This is a genomic window from Streptomyces sp. NPDC046939 (assembly GCF_040644575.1).
GTDB lineage: Bacteria > Actinomycetota > Actinomycetes > Streptomycetales > Streptomycetaceae > Streptomyces.
The window spans coordinates 1-21,685 of the sequence record NZ_JBEYWV010000017.1; the positions used below are offsets into that span (position 1 = coordinate 1).

General features: G+C 71.6%; 17 protein-coding genes. 3 read left to right on the plus strand and 14 right to left on the minus strand.

Features of this window, described 5'->3' with window-relative positions:
* From ABZ877_RS19690 to ABZ877_RS19750, 13 genes are all read right to left on the minus strand, one after another.
* A partial coding sequence (locus ABZ877_RS19690) for a TIM barrel protein (protein WP_361072595.1) occupies window positions 1-494 on the minus strand: 494 nt, incomplete at its 3' end.
* Window positions 491-1,465, minus strand: coding sequence for an SCO3242 family prenyltransferase (locus ABZ877_RS19695; RefSeq protein ID WP_361072598.1), 975 nt, complete (start codon window positions 1,463-1,465; stop codon window positions 491-493). The genes ABZ877_RS19695 and ABZ877_RS19690, both read right to left, overlap by 4 nt.
* The gene (locus ABZ877_RS19700) at window positions 1,462-2,643 is read right to left on the minus strand and encodes an inositol-3-phosphate synthase (RefSeq protein WP_361072601.1); all 1,182 of its coding nucleotides are present in this window, start codon (window positions 2,641-2,643) and stop codon (window positions 1,462-1,464) included. Before ABZ877_RS19700 ends, ABZ877_RS19695 begins: the two co-directional genes overlap by 4 nt.
* A 311-nt stretch (window positions 2,644-2,954) precedes the next feature.
* On the minus strand, window positions 2,955-6,680 hold the full coding sequence (locus tag ABZ877_RS19705; protein WP_361072604.1) for a ThuA domain-containing protein: 3,726 nt from the start codon (window positions 6,678-6,680) through the stop codon (window positions 2,955-2,957).
* Window positions 6,681-6,909: 229 nt separating this feature from the next.
* Window positions 6,910-7,908, minus strand: coding sequence for a sugar phosphate isomerase/epimerase family protein (locus ABZ877_RS19710; protein ID WP_361073053.1), 999 nt, complete (start codon window positions 7,906-7,908; stop codon window positions 6,910-6,912).
* A 30-nt stretch (window positions 7,909-7,938) separates the two neighbouring features.
* Complete coding sequence (locus ABZ877_RS19715) at window positions 7,939-9,180, minus strand: Gfo/Idh/MocA family oxidoreductase (protein WP_361072607.1); 1,242 nt, start codon at window positions 9,178-9,180, stop codon at window positions 7,939-7,941.
* A gap of 55 nt (window positions 9,181-9,235) precedes the next feature.
* Window positions 9,236-10,285 (minus strand): substrate-binding domain-containing protein, encoded by a 1,050-nt coding sequence (locus tag ABZ877_RS19720; RefSeq protein ID WP_361072610.1) that lies wholly within the window; start codon window positions 10,283-10,285, stop codon window positions 9,236-9,238.
* Between the two features lie 39 nt (window positions 10,286-10,324).
* Window positions 10,325-11,341, minus strand: a complete 1,017-nt coding sequence (locus tag ABZ877_RS19725; protein ID WP_361072613.1) for an ABC transporter permease — start codon at window positions 11,339-11,341, stop codon at window positions 10,325-10,327.
* Between the two features lie 91 nt (window positions 11,342-11,432).
* On the minus strand, window positions 11,433-12,968 hold the full coding sequence (locus tag ABZ877_RS19730) for a sugar ABC transporter ATP-binding protein (RefSeq protein WP_361072616.1): 1,536 nt from the start codon (window positions 12,966-12,968) through the stop codon (window positions 11,433-11,435).
* A gap of 107 nt (window positions 12,969-13,075) precedes the next feature.
* Window positions 13,076-14,257: an ROK family transcriptional regulator gene (locus ABZ877_RS19735; protein ID WP_361072619.1), complete on the minus strand. Its 1,182-nt coding sequence runs from the start codon at window positions 14,255-14,257 to the stop codon at window positions 13,076-13,078.
* A 153-nt stretch (window positions 14,258-14,410) separates the two neighbouring features.
* The gene (locus ABZ877_RS19740; protein WP_361072623.1) at window positions 14,411-15,358 is read right to left on the minus strand and encodes a beta-ketoacyl-ACP synthase III; all 948 of its coding nucleotides are present in this window, start codon (window positions 15,356-15,358) and stop codon (window positions 14,411-14,413) included.
* Between the two features lie 162 nt (window positions 15,359-15,520).
* Window positions 15,521-15,673, minus strand: coding sequence for a hypothetical protein (locus tag ABZ877_RS19745; RefSeq protein WP_361072625.1), 153 nt, complete (start codon window positions 15,671-15,673; stop codon window positions 15,521-15,523).
* On the minus strand, window positions 15,624-16,988 hold the full coding sequence (locus ABZ877_RS19750; protein WP_361072628.1) for an OFA family MFS transporter: 1,365 nt from the start codon (window positions 16,986-16,988) through the stop codon (window positions 15,624-15,626). Before ABZ877_RS19750 ends, ABZ877_RS19745 begins: the two co-directional genes overlap by 50 nt.
* Before the next feature lie 254 nt (window positions 16,989-17,242).
* Between ABZ877_RS19750 and fdhD the strand changes: the two genes are divergently transcribed.
* Entirely contained in the window at window positions 17,243-18,103 is an 861-nt protein-coding gene (gene fdhD, locus ABZ877_RS19755) for a formate dehydrogenase accessory sulfurtransferase FdhD (protein ID WP_361072631.1), read from the plus strand.
* Window positions 18,104-18,112: 9 nt separating this feature from the next.
* Here fdhD and ABZ877_RS19760 read toward each other — a convergent pair whose 3' ends face one another.
* The gene (locus ABZ877_RS19760) at window positions 18,113-18,574 is read right to left on the minus strand and encodes a MarR family winged helix-turn-helix transcriptional regulator (RefSeq protein ID WP_361072634.1); all 462 of its coding nucleotides are present in this window, start codon (window positions 18,572-18,574) and stop codon (window positions 18,113-18,115) included.
* 97 nt (window positions 18,575-18,671) lie between these two features.
* On the opposite strand from ABZ877_RS19760, the gene ABZ877_RS19765 reads away from it, so the two are divergent.
* Both ABZ877_RS19765 and ABZ877_RS19770 read left to right on the plus strand, forming a co-directional pair.
* Window positions 18,672-19,595, plus strand: a complete 924-nt coding sequence (locus ABZ877_RS19765; protein WP_361072636.1) for a zinc-binding dehydrogenase — start codon at window positions 18,672-18,674, stop codon at window positions 19,593-19,595.
* A 161-nt stretch (window positions 19,596-19,756) separates the two neighbouring features.
* Complete coding sequence (locus tag ABZ877_RS19770) at window positions 19,757-21,595, plus strand: exo-alpha-sialidase (protein ID WP_361072640.1); 1,839 nt, start codon at window positions 19,757-19,759, stop codon at window positions 21,593-21,595.
* The last annotated feature ends 90 nt before the right edge of the window (window positions 21,596-21,685 follow it).

The window sequence follows — 21,685 nt, forward strand, 5'->3', positions numbered from 1 at the left end:
GGGCCGAGTTCGTCCGCGAGCAGCTTCCAGGCGGTGTCCGGGTCCGTGCCGTCGGGGGTGATGCCGCTGAAGCAGTGCACCGCGTGGGCGCCCAGATCGGCGGCGACCTGAACAGCGCGGACCAGCAGCCGGGCGCGGGCCTGCCGGGCCTCCGGATCGGGGTCGAGGAGGGAGGGGCCGTGTTTGCGGCGCGGATCGAGGACATAGCGGGCGCCGGTCTCGACGGTGGCCGTCAGACGGTAGCGCTCCAGAAGCCGGCCCACCTGACGGGTGCGCTCCGCGAGGTCCGGGGTGAGCGGGTCCAGGTGCATGTGGTCGAGGGTCAGGCCGACCCCGTCGTAACCGAGGTCGCAGAGGAGGGCGAGAGCGTCATCGAGGCGAAGATCGGTCAGGCCGTTCGTGCCGTAGCCCCAGCGCGGGGCGCTGCGCTCAGCGGTGGCAGGAGCGGGGCTCGGGGTGCCGCTTCGGGTGGGCCGCGGCGCTCGGGGGTTCATGTGACGCTCACCTTCTTCGCGAAGCGGCGGGCCAAGGGGGCGAGGGCGGCGGTGGCCAGAGCCGTCCCGGGGGCTCCCGCGCGGGCGGCCAGGGCGGCCTGGAGCGGAATCATGGCGCGGATCCCGGCGCCGACGGCGCGCTGTGTCAGGGGCGGGGACGGATTGAGGAGGGCGTGCAGGAGAGGGCGTGCGGTGGTGACGGCGTACGCGGTGGGACCCGGCAGACCGAGGGGGGCTGCGGCGCCTCGGCCCGCCGGGAGCTTGAGGAGATGCCTGGTCAGAAGCGCGGTGACGGCCAGCGCCGCGGCGGGGGCGGCGGGGACACCGCCGGTGGTCTCGTTGCGGGAGACGGTGGTGACGGCGGCGGTGTGGACGCCGAGGGCGAGAGCGGCGGGCAGCGCTGCGGTCAGCCCGGCGGGGGCGGGGTGCCCGTCGCGGCCGGTGCCAGACCCCGGGCGCTTGGCCGTGGTGGTGGCCGGGGCTGTGTTCAAGGACGCTTCGTCGTCGCCGGAGGCCGATGCTCCCAGGAGGACGTCCAGGGCTCGGGCCGCGCCCATTGCCGCTGGGCCCGCGGGGGTGCGCTTGAGGCCCAGGTCGTATGCCCAGACCGTTGCCGCCAGCGCCGTGCTCACGGCGGTCGGCGTGCGGCCCGCGCGGGAGGCCAGGCCGATGCCCGCTGCCGTGAACGCGGTGGCCGCCGCCAGGGCCGCCCCCGGGCGGATCCGGCCCGACGGGATCGGGCGGTGGGGGCGGTCGCGGGCGTCCTCGTTGCGGTCGGCCCAGTCGTTGAGGGCCATGCCCGCCTCGTACAGGCACAGTGACGCGCCGATGGCGAGGAAGGTACCGCGACCGGGGCGGGCGCCGACCGCCGCAGCGCCCGCTAGGGCGTCGCCGGGGACGGTGAAGAGGGCGGGCAGGCGCAGGAGTTCGGCCCAGGCGCGTCCTCGCCCGCCGCTGCCACTGCCGCTCATCGGGGGTCCCGCAGGCGCCGGGCGAAGTCCACCAGCGCGGCGAACTGGTCGCCGAGCGCGGAGGAGGCGTCGCCGTCCGGGTCCTTGAAGTAGAAGCCGAGTTCCGGGCGCGGTCCGGTCAGGCCGAGATCGGCGGCGCGGAGCAGCAGCCGGGCCAGGTCGAGGACGAGGGGCGCGGCGAGGGCGGAGTCGCACCCCTGCCAGGTGGTCTGGAGGACCATGCGGGCGCCGAGGAAGCCGTCGAAGGCGATGTGGTCCCAGGCGGTCTTCCAGTCGCCGAGCGCGGGCACGTCGTCGATGTGGACCTGGCCCTCGGGGGCGGCGCCGAGGGTGTCGGCGAGGACGCGTTCCTTGCCGGCGTTCTTGGCGGCGGCCGCGGTGGGGTCGGCGAGGGCGGCGCCGTCGCCGCCGCCGAGCAGGTTGGTGCCGGACCAGGCGCGTACGGCGAGGGCGCGTTGCAGGAACATCGGGCCGAGCACGGAGCGCAGCAGGGTCTGGCCGGTCTTGCCGTCGCGGCCGGCGTAGGGGACGGAGGCGGCGGACGCCTCGGGGGCCAGGGACGGGTGGTGCAGGCCGGTGGAGGGGGTGAAGTTGACGTAGGGGCAGCCCGCGCGGAGGGCGGCGGCGGCGTAGAGGGAGCTGGCCGGGAGGGCGTCGCCGTCGGCGGGGGCCGGTTCGGTGGAGGCGACGTTCACGACGACGGCGCCCGCGAGGCCCTGGGTGCGGATGAAGTCCCGTAGGTCGGTGGCGAAGGTGGTGATCAGTTCGTCCTGGGTGCGGCCGTCGTCGCGGCCGGGCAGGGGGCCGCCGGGTTTGATCTCCCGGTCGGCGGCGGCCAGTTCGGCGGCGATCGCGGAGGGCAGGCCGTGGGGCAGGACGCCGCCCGCGGCGAGGTGTTCGGCGCGTTTGGGCAGCGGGCAGTCGTCGGTGTCGTGGCCGCCGAAGACCAGCGACGACAACGTTGGCAGGCCCGCTTCGGCGAAGGGGGCGGTCTCGGTGACCATGCCGGTCGGCGGGTGCAGGCCCGCGGCGACGGCGGCGCATCCCGCGATCGCGGTGGTGGCGACGGAGCCGCGTGCTCCGACGAGCCAGACGCCGTAGCGCGGGGCCGATGACGAGGAGGAGGACGCGGGGGACGTGGCGGGGAGGGGGGCGGGGATGGACGGTTCGGCGGACATGGGCAGCCTCCTTGTCGAACACGAACCGGGGTCGCACACGAACGGGGGTCGTACGCGGTACGGAGTGAGCGGTGCCGAAGCCCGTACGGGGCACGGGGTCGTGCCCTGTACGGGCGGCACGGGTGCCGGTGCCGGCCGGGGTGCCTACGCCCCGGCCGGGTCGGGTGGTGGGGGACGGTGGGCGGAGGTCCGGCGTCCTCCGCCCACCGTCGTTCTGGTCGCCCTGGACGGACGGTTCGTGCTCGACCGTCCGGAACAGTGCCTGCTTCGAGCCAGGCAGTACCTGTTCCGAGCCGAGCGGTGAGTGGTGCCTACTCCGAGGCGGGCAGCTCCTTGAGCTGGATGTCGCGGAAGGAGACATGGTCGGCGTCACCGTGGTTCTGGATGCCGATGTAGCCGTCCTTCAGGCTCCGCTCGGGGTCCTTGTTGGTGAAGTCGTTGATCTTGACTCCGTTGAGGAACACCTGGAGGCGTTCGCCCTGGACCTTGATCTCGTAGGAGTTCCACTGCCCCGGCGGGCGCAGGACCTGGTCGCGGGCCTTGATGTTGGCGGCCTTGAAGGTGTAGATCGAGCCCGTCGTGCGGTCGGCCGCGTCGGTGGCGTCGATCTGGACCTCGTAGCCCTTGTTCACCGCGGACCAGGGGTCGTCGGAGGCGGGGAAGCCGACGAAGACTCCGGAGTTGTCGTCGCCCCGCATCTTCCAGTCGAGCTTCAGGGAGTACGACTTCAGCTCCTTGGCCTGGTACCAGAGGAGGCCCATGCCGCCCTCGGAGTTCAGCGTGCCGTCCTTGATGCTGAACTTGCCGGGCCCTGCCTGCTTCCAGCCGTCGAGGGACTGGCCGTTGAAGATCGACCGGTAGCCCTTGTTCGGCTTGCAGTCCGCCTTGACCTGGCCGGCCGCGTACTTCAGGCCGCCGAGCAGGTGGGCGCGGAAGGCGTCGTCGGCGTAGGACTCCTTCGTGTGGCCGAGGCCGGTGTAGAAGGAGCGGCCGCCGCCGTAGCTCTGGCACCAGGCGATCGGGTGGTCGCCCTTCATGTTCCCGCCCTGGTACGTCGTCTCGTCGAGGGTGGCGAGGACGTGCACCTTGTCGCGCGGGTTGGTGCGGTAGTTGTACAGCTCGTCGGTGCGCTCCCATGCCTTGCCGAGGTGGGCGGTGGCCGGGTTGGCGGTGTCCTCGACGCGGACGGTGGCCTTCTGGATGGCCGGGTGCGAGTCGAAGTAGGCGCCGACGAGGCCGCCGTAGTACGACCAGTCGTACTCGGTGTCGGCTGCGGCGTGGACGCCCATGTAGCCGCCGCCGTTCACGATGAAGCCCTCGAACGCCTTCTGCTGGGCGTCGTTCAGGACGTCGCCCGTGGTCGACATGAAGACGACGGCGTCGTAGCGGGCGAGGTTGTTGCTGGTGAACTGGGCGGCGGACTCGGTGGCGTCAACGGTGATGTTGCTGGTGGCGCCGAGCTCCTTCAGGGCGGCGATGCCCTCGGGGATCGCGTCGTGGCGGAAGCCGCCCGTCTTGGAGAAGACGAGGACCCGCTTGGCGCCCTTCACGGGGGCGTCGTTGCTGATCTCGAAGTCGTCGACGTCGTAGAGCGCGCCGTCACCGCCCTTGAAGACGAGGTACAGGTCGGTGGTCTTCTTCGGGACGTTGCGCAGCGGCACGTCGACGTTCTGGAAGGTCTCCCAGCTTCCGGTGACGGGGACCGGGGCGGAGCCCAGCAGGGTGCCGGTCGCCGAGCCGGTGCGCACCTCGAGGAAGCCGCCCGCGCCGCCGGAGGAGATCCGGGCGGTGAGCTTCTTGGCCCCGGTGAGGTTGTAGGGGCTGAAGGAGATCCAGTCGCCGTCGTGGATGTCGCCGACGGTGCGGCCGCCGTTGGCCTGGGTCTTGCTCTGCAGCGTGGTGCCCTGCTGCTTGGTGTAGTGCTCGGCCTGGCGGTGGCGCGGCTGGAGCTGGACCTGGTCGTGCGTGGTCAGCGCGGCCTGGCCGCCTCCGCCGCCGTCGGTGTACTCGGCGTCGAGCACGCCGTAGATGTTGGCGTTCGGGTCGTGCTCGGCGTCGGCGGGCGCGGTGATGGTGCCTTCGCAGCCCTTGGCCGAGGTGATGGCGTGGGCGTGGTTGTCGTGGCCGAGGAGGTAGCGCACGGTGACCTTGGAGCAGTCGATCGCGCCGTCCTCGGGGTCACTGACCGCGACCTTGAAGGGGATGGTGTCGCCGAACTTGAACAGGGCCCCATTGGGAGGGTTCTGGAACTTCACCGACGGGGCCGTGTTACCGACGACGATGCGGACGTTGGCGGAGCCTGTGCGGCCCGTGCCGTCGTCACCGGTGACCGTCACCACGTACGTGCCGTCCTTGCGGTACGTGTGGCTCGGGTTGGGTCCTGTGCCCTTCGTGCCGTCGCCGAAGTCCCAGGTGTAGGTGATCGGGTCGTCGTCGGCGTCGGTGCCGGTCGCCGTGAAGTTGGTGCGCAGGGGCGACTGGCCGGACGTCTTGGACGCCTTCGCCTCGACGATCGGCGAGTGGCCGCCGGTGGCGTTCTCGATGCGGTACAGCGCCGAGTGCTCGTCGCCGCCGAACCAGGAGAGGCCGTAGTCGAGGACGTAGAGGGCGCCGTCGGGACCGAAGGCGCTGTCCATGACCTGGGTGCCGGACCACGGGAAGTCGTTGATCTTCGAGACGTTCCCGGAGCCGTCCTGCTCGATCCGCTTGATCCACTGGCGGCCGAACTCGGTGGCGAAGAAGTCGCCGTCGTACTCCTCGGGGAACTTCACCGGGGAGTCGAGGTCGGCGTCGTAGCGGTAGACCGGGCCCGCCATCGGGGACTCGGAGCCGGAGCCGAACTCGGGCACGGAGCCGTTGTCGTACGGGATCCAGGCGGGCTGGGCCGGCGGCAGATCGGTCAGACCGGTGTTGTTCGGGGAGGTGTTCTTCGGCGCGTTGCAGTCGAACGTCGCGCCGGACGCCTTCGTGGCGAAGTCGTAGTCGACGTAGGCGTCATTGGCGCCCGTGCAGTACGGCCAGCCGAAGTTGCCCGCCTTGGTGATCTTGGCGAACTCGACCTGTCCGGCCGGGCCCCGCTTGGGGTCGGCCGCGCCGGCGTCCGGGCCGTAGTCACCCACGTAGACGGTGCCGGTCGGCTTGTCGACGCTGATGCGGAACGGGTTGCGGAAGCCCATCGCGTAGATCTCGGGGCGGGTCTTCGCGGTGCCCGGCGCGAAGAGGTTGCCCTCGGGGATGTCGTAGCTGCCGTCCGCCTTGACCTTGATGCGCAGGACCTTGCCCCGCAGGTCGTTGGTGTTGCCCGAGCTGCGCTGCGCGTCGAACGCGGGGTTGCGCTCGGCGCGCTCGTCGATCGGGGTGTAGCCGTCGGAGGCGAAGGGGTTGGTGTCGTCGCCGGTCGACAGGTACAGGTTGCCGTCGGCGTCGAAGTCGATGTCACCGCCGACGTGGCAGCACGTGCCGCGCGAGGTCTTGACCTCGAGGATGTTCTTCTCGCTCGCCTTGTCGAGCGTGCCGTCCTCCTTGAGGACGAAGCGGGCGAGCCGGTTCACGCCGTCGAACTTGGCGAAGTCGGCGGCGGTGCCGGTCTCCGGGGCGTCACCGGCCGGGGTGTTCAGCGGCGGCGCGTAGTAGAGGTAGATGAACCGGTTGTCCTTGAAGCCCGGGTCGACGCCGACGCCCTGGAGGCCCTCCTCGTCGTGGTCGTACACGTCGAGCTTGCCGGCGACGGAGGTGGAGCCGCCCGCGTCGGTCAGGCGGAGGGTGCCGTCGCGGGAGGTGTGCAGGACGCTGCGGTCCGGCAGCACGGCGAGCGACATCGGCTCGCCGGTCTCGTCCGCGCCCTTGGCGAGGGTGACCTGCTGGAAGTCGGATTCGGCGGCGGGCGCGTCCGGGTGGTCCGGGTGCGCGACGGCCGTGCCCGGCACGAGGGCGAGCGAGGAGCCGACGAGGACGGAGCCCGTGAGCAGGGCGAGGCTGGTGCGGAGTCTGGAGCGCCTGGTGGTGCCGTTGCGGTCTCTGGTTCTGCTGCTGTGCACGAGGTCCCTCCGGGAACGGGGTGGGCCGTACGGAATGGGTGCGGAGACGTGCGGTGCGGGCGCCGGGGTGCGCCGTCACCCCGGAGACGTGTGTGACAGGGACGTTAACTCCGTTTGTCCGGGCCGAACAGCCCTTGCGTCACAACTGGTTGAGCTTTCTCCCAGTGCAGGACAAAGACGTTCGGCCCGTCGGACAAACAGGCCGGACAGGTCGGGCGGATCGGACGGATCAGCTGTTGAACGCGGCGTCGAACGACGCGCTCGGCGGCTCGAAGTCGAGCTTGCGCAGGTGGCTCAGCGCCTCCGGAGCACCCTGGAGGCGGTCCATCCCGGCGTCCTCCCACTCCACGGAGATCGGCCCCTGGTAGTCGATCGAGCGCAGCATCCGGAAGACGTCCTCCCAGGGCACGTCCCCGTGCCCGGCGGAGACGAAGTCCCAGCCGCGGCGCGGGTCGCCCCAGGGCAGGTGGGAGCCGAGGCGCCCGTTGCGGCCGTCGAGGCGGCGCCGGGCCTCCTTGCAGTCGACGTGGTAGATCCGGTCGCGGAAGTCCCACAGGAAGCCGACCGGGTCGAGGTCCTGCCACACGAAGTGCGAGGGGTCGAAGTTGAGGCCGAAGGCGGGGCGGTGGTCCACCGCCTCAAGCGCCTTGTGCGTCGTCCAGTAGTCGTATGCGATCTCGCTCGGGTGGACCTCGTGCGCGAACCGCACGCCTTCGGTGTCGAACACGTCGAGGATCGGGTTCCAGCGCGTGGCGAAGTCCTCGTAGCCGCGCTCGATCATCGACTCGGGGGCCGGCGGGAACATGGCGACGAGGTGCCAGATCGAGGAGCCCGTGAAGCCGATGACGGTGTCGACCCCGAAGGCCGCCGCCGCGCGGGCCGTGTCCTTGATCTCGGCGGCGGCGCGCTGCCGCACGCCTTCCCCGTCGCCGTCGCCCCAGATGCGGGCGGGCAGGATCGCCTCGTGCCGCTCGTCGATGATGGCGTCGCAGACGGCCTGGCCGACCAGGTGGTTGGAGATGGCGAAGCACTTCAGCCCGTACTTGTCGAGCAGGGCGTGGCGCGAGTCGAGGTAGCCGGGGTCGGCGAGCGCCTTGTCGACCTCGAAGTGGTCGCCCCAACAGGCGAGTTCGAGGCCGTCGTAGCCGAAGTCGCGGGCCAGGCGGCAGACCTCTTCGAGCGGGAGGTCCGCCCATTGGCCGGTGAACAGGGTGAACTGGCGTGGCACGGTCGTCAAGCCTCCTGAGTCTGGACGAGGTCAAGCCTGGACGAGGGTGTAGACGGAGTTCTTCGCCGCGCTCTCCTCGACGGCCGCGAGGACGCGCTGCACCTGGAGCCCGTCGGCGAACGACGGCGCGGGCGCGGTGCGCTCGGCGATGGCGTGGACGAGGTCGCGGGCCTGGTGCACGAAGGTGTGCTCGTAGCCGAGGCCGTGGCCCGGCGGCCACCACGCCTCCAGGTAGGGGTGGTCGGGTTCGGTGACGAGGATGCGGCGGAAGCCCGCGCTGGCGCTGGGCTCCGTCTGGTCGTGGAAGGACAGTTCATTCAGGCGTTCGAGGTCGAAGGCGAGGGAGCCGCGCTCGCCGTTCAGCTCGACCTTCAGGGCGTTCTTGCGGCCCGTGGCGAACCGGGTCGCCTCGAAGGAGGCGAGGGCGCCGGAGGCGAAGCGCCCGGTGAAGACGGCCGCGTCGTCGACGGTGACCTGGCCGAGCCTGACTCCCCCGGTCCCGGAGAGCCCGGACGAGGCCCCTTCGAGGACGGGCCGCTCCCGCACGAACGTCTCGGTGAGCGCGGAGACGCCCGCGACCGGCTCCCCCGCCACGTACTGGGCGAGGTCGACGGCGTGCGCGCCGAGGTCGCCGAGTGCGCCGGAGCCCGCGTACGGCTTCTGGAGCCGCCACGTCAGCGGGAACGAGGGGTCGACGAGCCAGTCCTGGAGGTAGCTGACGCGGACGTGGCGCAGGGTGCCGATGCGCCCCTCCGCGACCATGCGGCGGGCGAGGGCGATGGCGGGGACGCGCCGGTAGTTGAACCCGGTCATCGCGACCTGCCCGCGGGACGCGGCCAGTTCGGCGACCTCCGTCATGGCCTCCGCCTCGTCGACGGAGTTGGCGAGGGGCTTCTCGCACAGCACGTGCTTGCCCGCCTCCAGGGCCGCGACGGCGATCTCGGCGTGGCTGTCGCCGGGGGTGCAGATGTCGATGAGGTCGACGTCGTCCCGTTCGATCAGCGCCCGCCAGTCCGTCTCGGCGGCGGCCCAGCCGAGCCGGTCGGCGGCGGCGCGCACGGCCGCGCCGTCACGGCCGCAGACCGCGGCCAGTCTGGGGGTGAGCGGCAGGTCGAAGACGCGGCCCACGGTGCGCCACCCCTGCGAGTGGGCGGCGCCCATGAACGCGTAGCCGACCATGCCGACCCCCAGGACCGGCTTCACCTCCCCGTCGCCGTCGCCGTCCCCGGCACCCGTAACCCGAGCCGTCGTACCCGTGCTGCTGCCTGCCATGCGGAAGTCCTCCTGGTCCACGCCGTGATCGCCCGATGCCTCGTGCCGGCGCCCGTCACTTGAATCCGGTGGGCATGTACTTGGCGACGTTCTCCTTGTCTACGACGGCGGAGAACAGGGTCACGTGGGCGGGGATCTCGAACTCGGCCATGCCGCTGACGCCCTTGCCCTGGCCGAGCGCGCGGGCCAGGTCGATGGCGGAGGCGGCCATGGTCGGCGGGTAGAGGACGGTGGCCTTCAGGACGCTGTTGTCGGCCTCGATGGCCTGCATCGCGGAGAGGGCGCCCGCGCCGCCGACCATCAGGAAGTCGTCGCGGCCCGCCTGCTTGATGGCGCGCAGGGCGCCGACGCCCTGGTCGTCGTCGTGGTTCCACACGGCGTCGAAGCTCTTCTGCGCCTGGAGGAGCTGGGCCATCTTGGCCTGGCCGGACTCGACGGTGAACTCGGCGGCCTGGCGGGCGACCTTCTCGATGTTCGGGTAGTTCTTCAGCGCGTCGTCGAAACCTTGGGTGCGCTGCTTGGTCAGTTCGAGGTTGTCGATGCCCGCGAGCTCGATGACCTTGGCGTTCTTCTTGTCCTTGAGCTTCTCGCCGATGTAGTTCCCGGCGCTCAGGCCCATGCCGTAGTTGTCGCCGCCGACCCAGCAGCGGTACGCCTGCGGGGTGTTGAAGATGCGGTCGAGGTTGACGACGGGTATCCCGGCCCGCATCGCCTTGAGGCCGACCTGGGTGAGCGCCTTGCCGTCGGCGGGCAGGATGACGAGGACGTCGACCTTCTTGTTGATCAGCGTCTCGACCTGGCCGATCTGCGCGGCCGTGTCGTTCGAGCCCTCGGTGGCTTCGAGGGTGACGTCGGAGTACTTCTTCGCCCGTTCCTTGGCGTTCTCGTTGATGGCGTTCAGCCAGCCGTGGTCGGCCTGCGGTCCGGCGAAGCCGATGGTGACCTGCTTGCCGGGCTTGTCGTCGGCGACCGGCTGGTCGGCGGCCTTGCTGCTGCCGCCCTTGTCGCTGGGCTCGTTGCTGGTGCAGGCCGTGAGCAGACCGCCTGTGCTGACGGCTGCTGCCGCGCCGAACAGGAGTCCTCTGCGGCTCGTGAAGTCTGGCATGGCGTCGTCCCTTCCCGGGGCTTCAAAGCGTCTGGAACATCAGGAGTGCGTGTTCGCCGTACGTCGCTGGACCAGGACCGCCGCGACGATGATCGCGCCCTTGGCGATCTCCTGGACGTCGCTCTGGAGGTTGTTCAGCGCGAAGATGTTGGTGATGGTGGTGAAGATCAGGACACCGAGGACGGAGCCGACGATGGTGCCCCGGCCGCCGGTGAGGAGGGTGCCGCCGATGATGGCGGCGGCGATGGCGTCGAGCTCGTACAGGTTGCCGTTGGTGTTCTGTCCTGACCCGGCGAGGACGATGAGCAGGAACGCGGCGATGCCGCAGCACAGGCCCGACAGCAGGTAGAGGTAGAGCCGCTGGCGGCGTACGTCGATGCCGGCGAGGCGGGCGGCCTCCGCGTTGCCGCCGACGGCGACCGAGCGGCGGCCGAACGTGGTGCGGTTGAGGACCAGCCAGCCGACGATCGTGACGGCGGCGAAGACGAGGACGAGCGGCGGGATGCCGAGCACGTACGCGTCGCGCTCACCGAGCTTCAGGACGCTGTCGACGGTGACGACCTGCGTCTTGCCGTCGGTGATCTGCTCGGCGAGGCCGCGCCCCGCGGCGAGCATCGCGAGGGTGGCGATGAACGGGACCATGCCGCCGTACGCGATCAGGACACCGTTGACGAGGCCGCAGCCCACGCCGACGACGACCGCGGTGAAGAGGATGCCGATGAACCCGTACTCCTGGGTGGCGACCGTGGTGGCCCAGCAACTGGCGAGGGCGACGATCGCGCCGACGGAGAGGTCGATGCCGCCGGAGATGATCACGAAGGTCATGCCGACGGTGACGACGCCGATGACGGACGCCTGGGTGAGGATCAGCTGGACGTTGTCGGTGTCCAGGAACGAGTCGGGCTGGGTGATGCCGCCGACGACGATCAGGGCGGCGAGGACGCCCAGGAGGGAGAGCGTCCGTACGTCGAGGCGCAGGGTCTTCAGGGCGCTCGGGGGTGAGGCCGGCGCGGTCTTGGGCTCCGCCGGGCGGGCGGGTGAGGCGGGCTGCGTCATGACGCCGGGGTCCCTTCCGAGTAGATCGACCACTCGCCGTGAGAGGGCTGTTGGATGTCGGGTGCAGGTGGTGTGTGACCGAGCGCGCCGCTCATGCCGGGGTGCCTTCCATGACCAGGTCCAGGACCCGGTGTTCCGTCAGCTCCGTCGCCGGGGCCTCGTGGACGACGCGGCCCTCGCGCAGGACCAGGACGCGGTCGGCGAGGCCCAGGACCTCGGGGACCTCGCTGGAGACGAGGAGCACGGCGAGCCCTTCGTCGGCGAGGCGGCGGATGACCGCGTACAGCTCGGCGCGGGCGCCGACGTCGACGCCGCGGGTCGGCTCGTCCAGGAGCAGCACCTTGCAGCCGCGCAGCAGCCAGCGGGCCAGGACGGCCTTCTGCTGGTTGCCGCCGGACAGGGTGCGGACGGGGACGGCGGGGTTGTCGGGGCGCAGGGAGAGTTCGCGGGTGACCTTGCGCGCGGCCTCGTTCTCGCGGCTTCGGTCGACCCAGCCCCCGTACGAGAAGCGGGACATGGAGGAGACGGAGACGTTGCGGGTGACGGACTCCAGCATGAGGAGGCCCTGTGCCTTGCGCTCCTCGGGGGCGAGGCCGAGACCGGCGCGGACCGCCGCGCGGACGCTGCCGGGGCGCAACACCCGTCCCTCGACGGTGACCTGGCCGGTCGTCGGTTTGCGGGCGCCGTAGATCGTCTCCAGGATCTCGGAGCGGCCCGAGCCGACGAGTCCGGCGAGGCCGACGATCTCGCCGGGGCGGAGTTCGAGGTCGAGTGGCTCGAACTCGCCCTCGCGGGAGAGGTTCCGCGCCTGCAGAACCGGTTCTGCAGAGGCCGGGGACGCGGCCCCGTACGACGAGCGCTCCGGGAAGACGTACTCCACGTTGCGGCCCGTCATCAACGCGACCACGTCACGCGTCGGCGTGTCCTTGGCGGGGAGCCCGCCGGCCACGGCGCGGCCGTCCTTGAGGACGGTGACGCGGTCGCCGATGCGGCGGATCTCCTCCAGGCGGTGCGAGATGTAGACGACGGCGACGCCGTCGGCGGTGAGGCTCGCGACGGTGCGGAAGAGGTTGTCGACCTCGTCGGGGTCGAGCGCGGCGGACGGCTCGTCCATGACGATGAGGCGTACGTCGTGGGAGAGGGCGCGGGCCATCGAGACGATCTGCTGCCCGGCGGCGGACAGGTCGCCCACGAGCGTGCCCGGGTCGATCTCCCCGTGGCCGAGCCGCTTGAGCAGGGCGGCCGTCGCGGCTTTGGCGTCCTTGCCGCGGACGACGAACCCGGCCGAGGTCGGTTCGTGTCCGAGGAAGACGTTCTCGGCCACCGACAGACCTTCCACGAGGTCGAGTTCCTGGTAGATGGTGGCGATGCCGAGGCGCATCGCGGCGATCGGCGAGCGCAGGGTGACCGGCTCGGAGCGCCAGGTGATGGACCCCTCGTCGGGCTGGTGGGCGCCGGCGAGGACCTTGATGAGCGTCGATTTTCCCGCACCGTTCTGGCCGAGCAGGCAGTGCACCTCGCCGGCCTGGACCTCTAGGTCCACGCCGTCGAGGGCGCGGACGCCGGGGAACGACTTGGTGATGCCGGACATCGTGAGCAGCGGTGGTTCTGGTGCCGAAAGTGCCATGGCGGTTCCCCTAGCAGCGGGTGCGGGCCGGTTTCAGGGCAGGGCAGAGCAGGGCGCTGTGCTTGGTGAAGTGGTGGGTGAGGGCGGTGAGGGGTGTCTGCGAGGTGTTACGCGGGTGAGAACAGGTGGTCGCTGATGAGGCGGGCGCCGCCGATGACTCCGGCGGCCTGGCCCAGCTCGCCCAGGACGATGGGCAGGTTGCCGGTCGCGAGAGGCAGCGACTGGCGGTAGACCTGGGTGCGCAGGGCGGCGAGGAGCGTGTGGCCGAGGCCGGTGACACCGCCGCCGATGACGACCAGGCCCGGGTTGAAGAAGGAGACGAGGGACGCGATGACCTGGCCGGTGCGGTTGCCGCCGTCCCGGATCAGGTCGAGGGCGGTGCCGTCACCGGCCGCGGCGGCCACCGCGACGTCGGCGGCGGTGAGCTTCCCGGCCGACTCCAGGAGTCCGGCCAGCTCGGGCGAGCGGCCGTCGCGGGCGGCCTCCTCGGCGTCGCGGGCGAGCGCCGCGCCGCTGAAGTAGGCCTCCAGGCAGCCCTTGTTGCCGCAGGCGCACTGCCTGCCGTCGGGCTCGACCTGGATGTGGCCGATGTCGCCGGCCGATCCGGTCGTGCCCCGGTAGACCTCGCCGCCGACGACGATGCCGCAGCCGATACCGGTGCCGATCTTGACGCAGAGGAAGTCGCGCGCGGAGCGGGCGACGCCCGCGTGCTGCTCCCCCACGGCCATCAGGTTCACGTCGTTGTCGACCATGACCGGGCAGCCGAGGTCCTGGCTGAGCGCCTCGCGGACCGGGAAGCCGTCCCAGCCGGGCATGATCGGCGGGGCGACCGGGACGCCTTCGGGGAAGCGGACCGGGCCCGGCACGCCGATGCCCGCCCCGTCGAACCCCTCGGCGAGCCCGGACGCCCGCAACTTCGCGGCCATGGCGAGTACTTGCTCGAAGACCGCGACCGGCCCCTCGCGTACGTCCATGGGCTGGGTGATGTGTCCGAGCACTTCCAGTTCGGCGTTGGTGACGGCGACGTCGACCGAGGTCGCGCCGATGTCGACGCCGAGGAAGCGGAGCTCGGGGGCGAGCCGGATGTTGTGGGACCGGCGGCCGCCGCGCGAGGCGGCGAGTCCGTCGGCGACCACGAGTCCGGTCTCCAGGAGGCGGTCCACCTCGACCGCCAGCTTGGAGCGGGACAGGTCGATCTGGTCGCCGAGCTGAGCGCGGGAGTTGGGCCCTCCGTCACGCAGCAGTCGCAACAGGCGCGCCTGGTGCGCGTTCGCGGGTCGAGCCGTCATGCGTCTCACGTGCCCCTCCCCGCCTCTTCGGGCTCCGGTACTTTCGCCGTTCTTTCGATGGGGAACGTAGCAGTGCCTGCCGGGTGTGGGAAGAAGTTGCGCAGGAATTACCCATGACTTTCTCCAGTCACAGGACAAAGATGGGGCGGGGCCCTACGGGCAGCGCACGACCTGGCCCGCGTACGAGAGATTGCCGCCGAAGCCGAAGAGGAGCGCGGGCGCCCCGCTGCGCACCTCGCCGCGCTCGATCAGCTTGGAGAGGGCCATCGGCACGCTCGCGGCCGAGGTGTTGCCGGAGTCGACGACGTCCCGGGCGACCACCGCGTTGACCGCGCCGATCTTCTCGGCGAGGGGTTCGATGATCCGCAGATTGGCCTGGTGCAGGACGACCGCGGCGAGGTCGGCCGGGTCGAACCCCGCCTTCTCGCAGGTCTGCCGGGCCAGCGGCGGCAGCTGCCGGGTCGCCCAGCGGTAGACGGACTGGCCCTCCTGGGCGAAGCGCGCGGGCTCGCCCTCGATCCGTACGGCGTTGCCCATCTCCGGGACCGAGCCCCACAGGACGGGGCCGATGCCTGGCTCCTCGCCGTCGGCGCAGGGTTCGATCACCACGGCGCCCGCGCCGTCGCCGACGAGGACGCAGGTGGAGCGGTCGGTCCAGTCGGTGACGGCGGACATCTTGTCCGCGCCGATGACGAGGGCGCGGGTGGCGGCGCCCGCGCGCAGGGTGTGGTCGGCGGTGGCGAGGGCGTGGGTGAACCCGGCGCAGACGACGTTCATGTCGAGCGCGGCCGGGGACGGGACGCCGAGCCGCTGGGCGACGCGCGCCGCCGTGTTCGGGGAGCGGTCGACGGCGGTGGACGTGGCGACGACGACGAGGTCGATCGCGTCGGCGGTCAGCCCGGCGGCGGCCAGCGCCTTGGCGGCGGCGTGCGCGGCCAGTTCGTCGACGGGCTCGTCGGGCCCGGCGATGTGCCGGGTGCGGATGCCGACGCGGGAGCGGATCCACTCGTCGTCGGTGTCGACCATGCCCGCCAGATCCTCGTTGGTGAGGACTCTGGCGGGCTGATGGTGGCCGATGCCGACGATGCGCGAACCGTTCATGGAGGTCCCCTCGTATGCCTGGTCGTGTGCCCGGTTCGCGCCAGGCGCGAGCCGCGGACGTATCAGTCTGGCCAGCGACCGACGAGTACGAGGTGAGGTAAAGCACAGGATTGCGCGGTCCCGGTTGGAGACTTCCTGAGAGTTCCGCGGAGTTCCGACCGGTCAGCCTGTGAACAGTTGTGTCGCCTTCTGCACCAGTTCATACAGCCCGTAGGCGAGCGGCGCGCCCACCCACAGCCAGGCGAAGGCGATCAGGCCGCGGCGCCTAGGCGGACTGCCGGCGGTCGTGGTCGGGGGCGCGGTCGGCGGTGTCATCGGAGGACTCCCTGGGAGCGGCGGGGACGTGGTGGCGGGGGTGGACGGGCCGGATGAGCTCGTTGGCGACGAAGCCGACGACGAGCAGGCCGATCATGATGACGAAGGAGACGCCGTAGAGGGACGGGCCGTGCTTGCCCGCGCTCTCCTGGCTGTCGGAGACCCAGTTGACGATGAGCGGGCCGAGGACACCGGCGAGCGACCAGGCCGTGAGCAGCCGGCCGTGGATGGCGCCGACCTGGTAGGTGCCGAACAGGTCCTTCAGATACGCGGGCGCGGTCGCGAAGCCGCCTCCGTAGAAGGAGAGGATCACCAGCGCGCAGAGGACGAACAGGGGTTTGGAGGCGTCGCCGTAGAGGGCGATGAGGAGGTACATCAGGGCGCCCACGCCGAGGTAGAGGCGGTAGACGTTCTTGCGGCCCATGAGGTCGGATGCGGAGGACCAGCCGATGCGGCCCGCCATGTTGGCGGCGGAGAGCAGCGCGACGAAACCGGCCGCCGCGGACGCCGTGACCGGCGTGCTGGAGTCCTTGAAGAAGTCAGTGATCATCGGGGCGGCTTTTTCGAGGATGCCGATGCCCGCGGTCACGTTCATGCACAGCACGAGCCAGAGGCACCAGAACTGCGGGGTGCGGATGGCTTGCCTCGCGGAGACCTGGGGGCCGGCGGGGGCGGCCGCCACCGGCTTCTCCGCCGGGGCCGTCGCCCCGGCCTTCGGCGGTACGCGGACCAGGAGGACGCCGAGCGTCATGAAGAGCGCGTACACGAGCCCGTGCACGAGGAAGGCGAGCGCGATGCCGCCGCTGTCCGTGCCGAACGCGTCCAGCATCTCCGCGCTCCACGGCGACGCGATCAGCGCGCCGCCGCCGAAGCCCATGATGGCGATGCCGGTGGCCATGCCGGGCCGGTCGGGGAACCACTTGATCAGGGTGGAGACCGGGGAGATGTAGCCGATGCCGAGCCCGATGCCGCCGACGAAGCCGTAGCCGAGCACGATCAGCCAGTACTGCTCGGTGGCGGCGCCGAGCGCGGAGAGCAGGAAGCCGGAGGAGAAGCAGACGAGGGCGACGGTCATCGCCCAGCGCGGGCCGTTGCGCTCGACGAGCGTGCCGCCGAACGCGGCGGACAGGCCGAGCATCACGATGCCGAGCTGGAACGGCAGCGCGCTCTGGGTGCCGCTCAGGCCGAGCGCGGATTCGAGGGGTGGTTTGAAGACGCTCCAGGCGTAGGCCTGGCCGATGGAGAGATGGACCGAGAGGGCGGCGGGCGGTACGAGCCAGCGGCTCCAGCCGGGGGGTGCGACGGGGGGCCTCATGATCGAGAACCGTAGGCAGGGGCGTCGGCGATGGGAAGGGGCCGGACCTCGTCCACACGGAATCCGTCGACCGTGCGCGGTCCGGACGCACCGGCGCGGGTACCCGGAGCCGACGGCGACCGCGCGCCGCCCGTGCAGGACAATGGGGGCGCGAGGGCCATGTCGCCGCACGGCGCTCCGGTGGCGTGCGGCGACCGCCGCGTCCAGGGCCGCTGCGGCCGCGAGACACGTACAGAACCGGGGCTGATCAGGACATGGGACGAGTCACCGAACGGCGCAAGGTGCTCCGGATCAGGGACGGGCGCGTCTCGACCCGGCCGGACACCCTCGTCGCCGAGGAACCCCTGGAGATCCGGCTGAACGGCAAGCCGCTCGCCATCACCATGCGCACCCCGGGCGACGACTTCGCGCTCGCCGCCGGGTTCCTGGTCAGCGAGGGCGTGCTCGGCGCCGCCGATGACCTGCAGAACATCGTGTACTGCGCGGGCGCGACACAGGACGGGTCGAACACGTACAACGTCGTCGACGTACGGACGGCGCCCGGGGTCGTCCTGCCCGACATCACCCTTGAACGCAACGTCTACACGACCTCCTCCTGCGGGCTGTGCGGCAAGGCGAGCCTCGACGCGGTGCGCACCACGGCCCGCTTCCCGATCGCGGACACTCCCCCGCTGCGGCTCACCCCCGAGCTGCTCTCCTCGCTGCCCGACCGGCTGCGCGAGGCCCAGCGGGTCTTCGACCGCACGGGCGGTCTGCACGCGGCGGCCCTCTTCGACGAGGAGGGGAACCTCGTCGACATCAGGGAGGACGTGGGGCGGCACAACGCCGTGGACAAGCTGGTCGGGCGCGCCCTGCAGAGCGGGGACCTGCCGCTGTCGCGCTCGGTGCTGATGGTCTCCGGGCGCGCCTCGTTCGAGCTGGCGCAGAAGGCCGTCATGGCGGGCATCCCGGTGCTCGCGGCGGTGTCGGCGCCCTCGTCGCTCGCCGTCGACCTGGCCGCCGAGACCGGCCTCACCCTGATCGGCTTCCTGCGGGGCGCCTCCATGAACGTGTACGCGGGCGAGGACCGCGTCGACCTGCGGACGGAGGCGGCCGTCCCGCAGCCGCAGGGCTGACGGGCCCCGCTACGCCGGCGCCTCCGGCACCCCCGACACCCGGCGCAGCAGGTCGAGGAAGACCTCCCGCTCGTCCTCGGTGAGCGGTGCGAGGAGCGCGTCGTTGGCGGCGCGGGAGGCGCGGGCGCACGCGGCGACGAGGCGGGCGCCGTCGGCGGTGATGGTGACGGCGTTCTTGCGCCGGTCCCTGGGGTCGGGCGCGCGCTCGACGAGACCGGCGTCCTGGAGGTCGTTCAGGACGCCGACCATGTCCTTGGGGTCGAGCTGCACGCTGCGCACGAGGTCGGCCTGGGCGACGGGTTCCAGGTCGGCGACCGCGCTGAGCACCACGTGGTGCCACATGCGCAGGCCGTGTTCGGCGAGCGCGTCCGCGACGAGGGCCCGGCCGCGCGCGGCGGCCCGGCCCAGGAGCCAGCTCGGCAGGGAGCGGATGGTGCTGGGGGCGGTGGGGGGCACCGGAGTGCTGCTCATGGGGTCAGCGTACCGAAAGCCGTTGGACTTCCCAATGAACTTGTGGCTACCGTTGGCGCTCCCAACGGTTTCTGTCGTCGGAAGGCGGTGGCACGCCATGCGTCGTGTCCGGTACAGCCACAGCGGTGGTCCCGAGGTCCTGTTCCTGGAGGAAGCGCCCGTCCCCGAGCCCGGCCCCGGCGAGCTGCTGGTGCGCGCCGAGGCGGTCGGCGTCACCCTGCCCGTCGTCCGCAAGGTGCGCGAGGACCGGGAGCCGATCGCACTGGGCGGCGAGATCGCGGGCGAGGTGGTGGCGGTCGGCGAGGGCGTGACGGCGTACACCGTCGGCGACCGGGTCACCGGTCTGACCTTCGGCCACGGCTACGCCGACTACGCGCTGCTGCACGTCGCGATGGCCTCCCCCGTGCCCGGCGCGGCGAGTGCGGTCGACGCGGTGGCGCTCGTCCGCAGCGGGCTCGTCGCCTACGGGGCGCTGCGCGCGGCGCGCCCGGAGCCGGGCGAGGCCGCGCTCGTGACGGCGGCGGCGAGCGGCGTCGGCCACCTCGCCCTGCAACTGGCGCGTCTGGAGGGCGCGTCCCGGGTCGTGGCGGCCGTGTCCGACGCGGGCAAGGCCGGTTTCGCGCGCGGGCTCGGGGCCGACGCCGTCGTCACCTACGACGCGCCGTCCTGGGGTGAGCCTGTGGACTACGTCCTGGACGCGGTCGGCGGCGAGGTGCTGCCGCGCGCGGTCGGCGCCCTCGCGCCGCACGGGCGGGTCGTGGCGTACAGCTCGGGCGGCGGGACGGTGGCCGCGTACGACCTGCTGGTCGGGGCGAAGTCGGTGATCGGATTTCAGATGGGCCTCATCGCGCGCGGACGCCCCGAGACGTACGAGAAGTGGCGCGAGGAGCTGTGGCGGTCGTTCCTGACGGGGGCTCTGAAGCCGGTGGTGCACGGCACGTACGCGCTGGAGGAGGCGGGGCGGGCACACGCGGTGATCGAGGGGCGGGCGAATCTCGGGAAGGTGGTGCTGATCCCTTGACCCCCTGATCCCTGAACCCTTGAGAAACACGTGTGAGAACCACGTGTGCGCGGTTCTTGTGGGTGTCGGGGCGCCCCAGTAGCGTCTGTGACGCATACGTTGGACGTGGGATGTCCGGTTCTTGGTCTGTTGTCCGTATGACCTGAAGGGTGGGTCGCGTCATGCGACGAAACTCCGTACGCGCACGTCTGAGATCCATGCTGGCGGCCGCGGCCGTCTCCATAGCGGTCGCCGCGGCACTCCCCGCCGCCACCGCCACGGCGACCGAACCCCAACTCCCCTTCGAGCAGCAGGTGTTGTTCAAGGCGTCGCAGGACCCCGGCTACGCCTGCTACCGCATCCCGGCCGTCGTGAAGACGGTCGAGGGCACCCTCCTCGCCTTCGCCGAGGGACGCACACATGACTGCACCGACGCCGGTGACATAGACATCGTCGTCAAACGTTCCGAGGACGGCGGCCGGACCTGGTCACCGCTCCAGGTCGTCAACGAGGGCGCCGGAGACACCCACGGCAACCCGGCGCCGGTCGTCGACCGGTACACCGGCCGCATCCTCCTCGCCGAGACCTGGAACACGGGCCTGCCCGGCGGCGGCAACTGCCCCGTGCCGTGCGACCGCACCCCGCACCTCCAGTACAGCGACGACGACGGCCGCACCTGGTCCGCGCCGCGCGACCTCAGCGACGAGCTGCTGCCGCCCGAGTTCAACTCCTGGTACGCGACCGGGCCCGTCCACGGCATCCAGCTCACCAAGGGCCGCCACCGCGGGCGCCTCGTCTTCACCGTCAACGCCGAGACGTGGAACGGCAGCCGCGTCAGCGCCAACCACGCCACCCTCATGGTCAGCGACGACCACGGCGAGCACTGGCGGATCGGTGCGAAGGACACGTGGCCGATACCGCCGGAGGGCATCTGGCGTCAGAAGCCGTCCGAGATGACGCTCGCCGAACTCCCCGACGGCACGGTCTACGTCAGCGGGCGCGAGCAGGACGGCACCGACCTCGGCCACCGTACGCACACGGTCAGCCGGGACGGCGGCGACTCCTTCGTCCGCCCCTTCACCGCGATCCCCGACCTGTACGCGCCACAGGTGCAGTGCTCCGTGCTGCCCGTCGGCAAGGGCGGCCGGCGGCTGCTGCTCGGCTGCCCCGGCGACCCCGACCGGCGCCGCACCATGACGATCCGGTCCTCCTACGACGGCGGCCGCACCTGGGACAGCTTCGACCGCTCCACCGTCGTGACCACGGACTGGTCGGGCTACTCGGATCTGGTGCAGGCCGACCGGAGCCATGTGGGCCTGATGTACGAGGGCGGCGCCGTCGACGCGCGCGACGAGATCCGCTTCGCCCGGTTCACCCCGGACTGGCTGAAGGAGCGGCGCGGCCCCGACCCGGCCACGCTCGACCTCGCCCCGGGCGCGCGGCCCGCGGCCGTCCTCGGCGGGGCGTCGGTGACGGACGGTGCGGTCGGGCGGGCGCTCGCGTTCGACGGGGTCGACGACGCGGTGCGGTTGCCGTTCCGGCGCTCGCTCGCCCTGGGCGACCGGGACTTCGTAGCCTCCGTACGGTTCCGGTACACCGCCACCAGCGGGGAGCAGCCGTTCCTGTGGATGGGCGGCATCGGGACGACGCAGCCGCAGGTGTGGCTGCGCGGGGAGCCCGCGTCGCACCGGATCACCGGGTTGATCACCGTGCGCGAGGGGGCGGCCGCTCCGCGAAGTGTGTCGGTGAGCAGTTCCTCGGCGTACAACGACGGGGCGTGGCATCAGGCCGAACTCCGGCGCGCCGATGGTGAGTTGACGCTCAGCATCGACGGGGACGTGGTGCGCAGTGCGGTGGACGTTCCCGGGTCCGTCAGCCGGAACTCGCCGTTCGGGGTGCATGTGGGGCAGCGGATGGACAGCCGGGCGTTCTTCGCCGGGGACCTCGATGACGTGCGGGTCACCTCCGGTGGGCGGCCTGTTCTGTGGTTGCCGCTGGATCGTGTCGGCTCTCGGGGCTAGCGTCGCTGTTCGTGAGGGGTGGTGGGGGATCGTCGGCGGCTCGCGGTCGGTTTCGGCTGGTCGCGCAGTTCCCCGCGCCCCTGATTGGGC

What these genes read in the sequence shown, in the direction of transcription:
- ABZ877_RS19715 (WP_361072607.1), bottom strand. Translation starts at nt 9,180, where the DNA reads ATGGCAGGCAGCAGCACGGGTACGACGGCTCGGGTTACGGGTGCCGGG.
- ABZ877_RS19720 (WP_361072610.1), bottom strand. Translation starts at nt 10,285, where the DNA reads ATGCCAGACTTCACGAGCCGCAGAGGACTCCTGTTCGGCGCGGCAGCA.
- ABZ877_RS19700 (WP_361072601.1), bottom strand. Translation starts at nt 2,643, where the DNA reads ATGTCCGCCGAACCGTCCATCCCCGCCCCCCTCCCCGCCACGTCCCCC.
- ABZ877_RS19750 (WP_361072628.1), bottom strand. Translation starts at nt 16,988, where the DNA reads ATGAGGCCCCCCGTCGCACCCCCCGGCTGGAGCCGCTGGCTCGTACCG.
- ABZ877_RS19730 (WP_361072616.1), bottom strand. Translation starts at nt 12,968, where the DNA reads ATGGCACTTTCGGCACCAGAACCACCGCTGCTCACGATGTCCGGCATC.
- ABZ877_RS19765 (WP_361072636.1), top strand. Translation starts at nt 18,672, where the DNA reads ATGCGTCGTGTCCGGTACAGCCACAGCGGTGGTCCCGAGGTCCTGTTC.
- fdhD (WP_361072631.1), top strand. Translation starts at nt 17,243, where the DNA reads ATGGGACGAGTCACCGAACGGCGCAAGGTGCTCCGGATCAGGGACGGG.
- ABZ877_RS19740 (WP_361072623.1), bottom strand. Translation starts at nt 15,358, where the DNA reads ATGAACGGTTCGCGCATCGTCGGCATCGGCCACCATCAGCCCGCCAGA.
- ABZ877_RS19735 (WP_361072619.1), bottom strand. Translation starts at nt 14,257, where the DNA reads ATGACGGCTCGACCCGCGAACGCGCACCAGGCGCGCCTGTTGCGACTG.
- ABZ877_RS19695 (WP_361072598.1), bottom strand. Translation starts at nt 1,465, where the DNA reads ATGAGCGGCAGTGGCAGCGGCGGGCGAGGACGCGCCTGGGCCGAACTC.
- ABZ877_RS19760 (WP_361072634.1), bottom strand. Translation starts at nt 18,574, where the DNA reads ATGAGCAGCACTCCGGTGCCCCCCACCGCCCCCAGCACCATCCGCTCC.
- ABZ877_RS19725 (WP_361072613.1), bottom strand. Translation starts at nt 11,341, where the DNA reads ATGACGCAGCCCGCCTCACCCGCCCGCCCGGCGGAGCCCAAGACCGCG.
- ABZ877_RS19745 (WP_361072625.1), bottom strand. Translation starts at nt 15,673, where the DNA reads ATGACACCGCCGACCGCGCCCCCGACCACGACCGCCGGCAGTCCGCCT.
- ABZ877_RS19770 (WP_361072640.1), top strand. Translation starts at nt 19,757, where the DNA reads ATGCGACGAAACTCCGTACGCGCACGTCTGAGATCCATGCTGGCGGCC.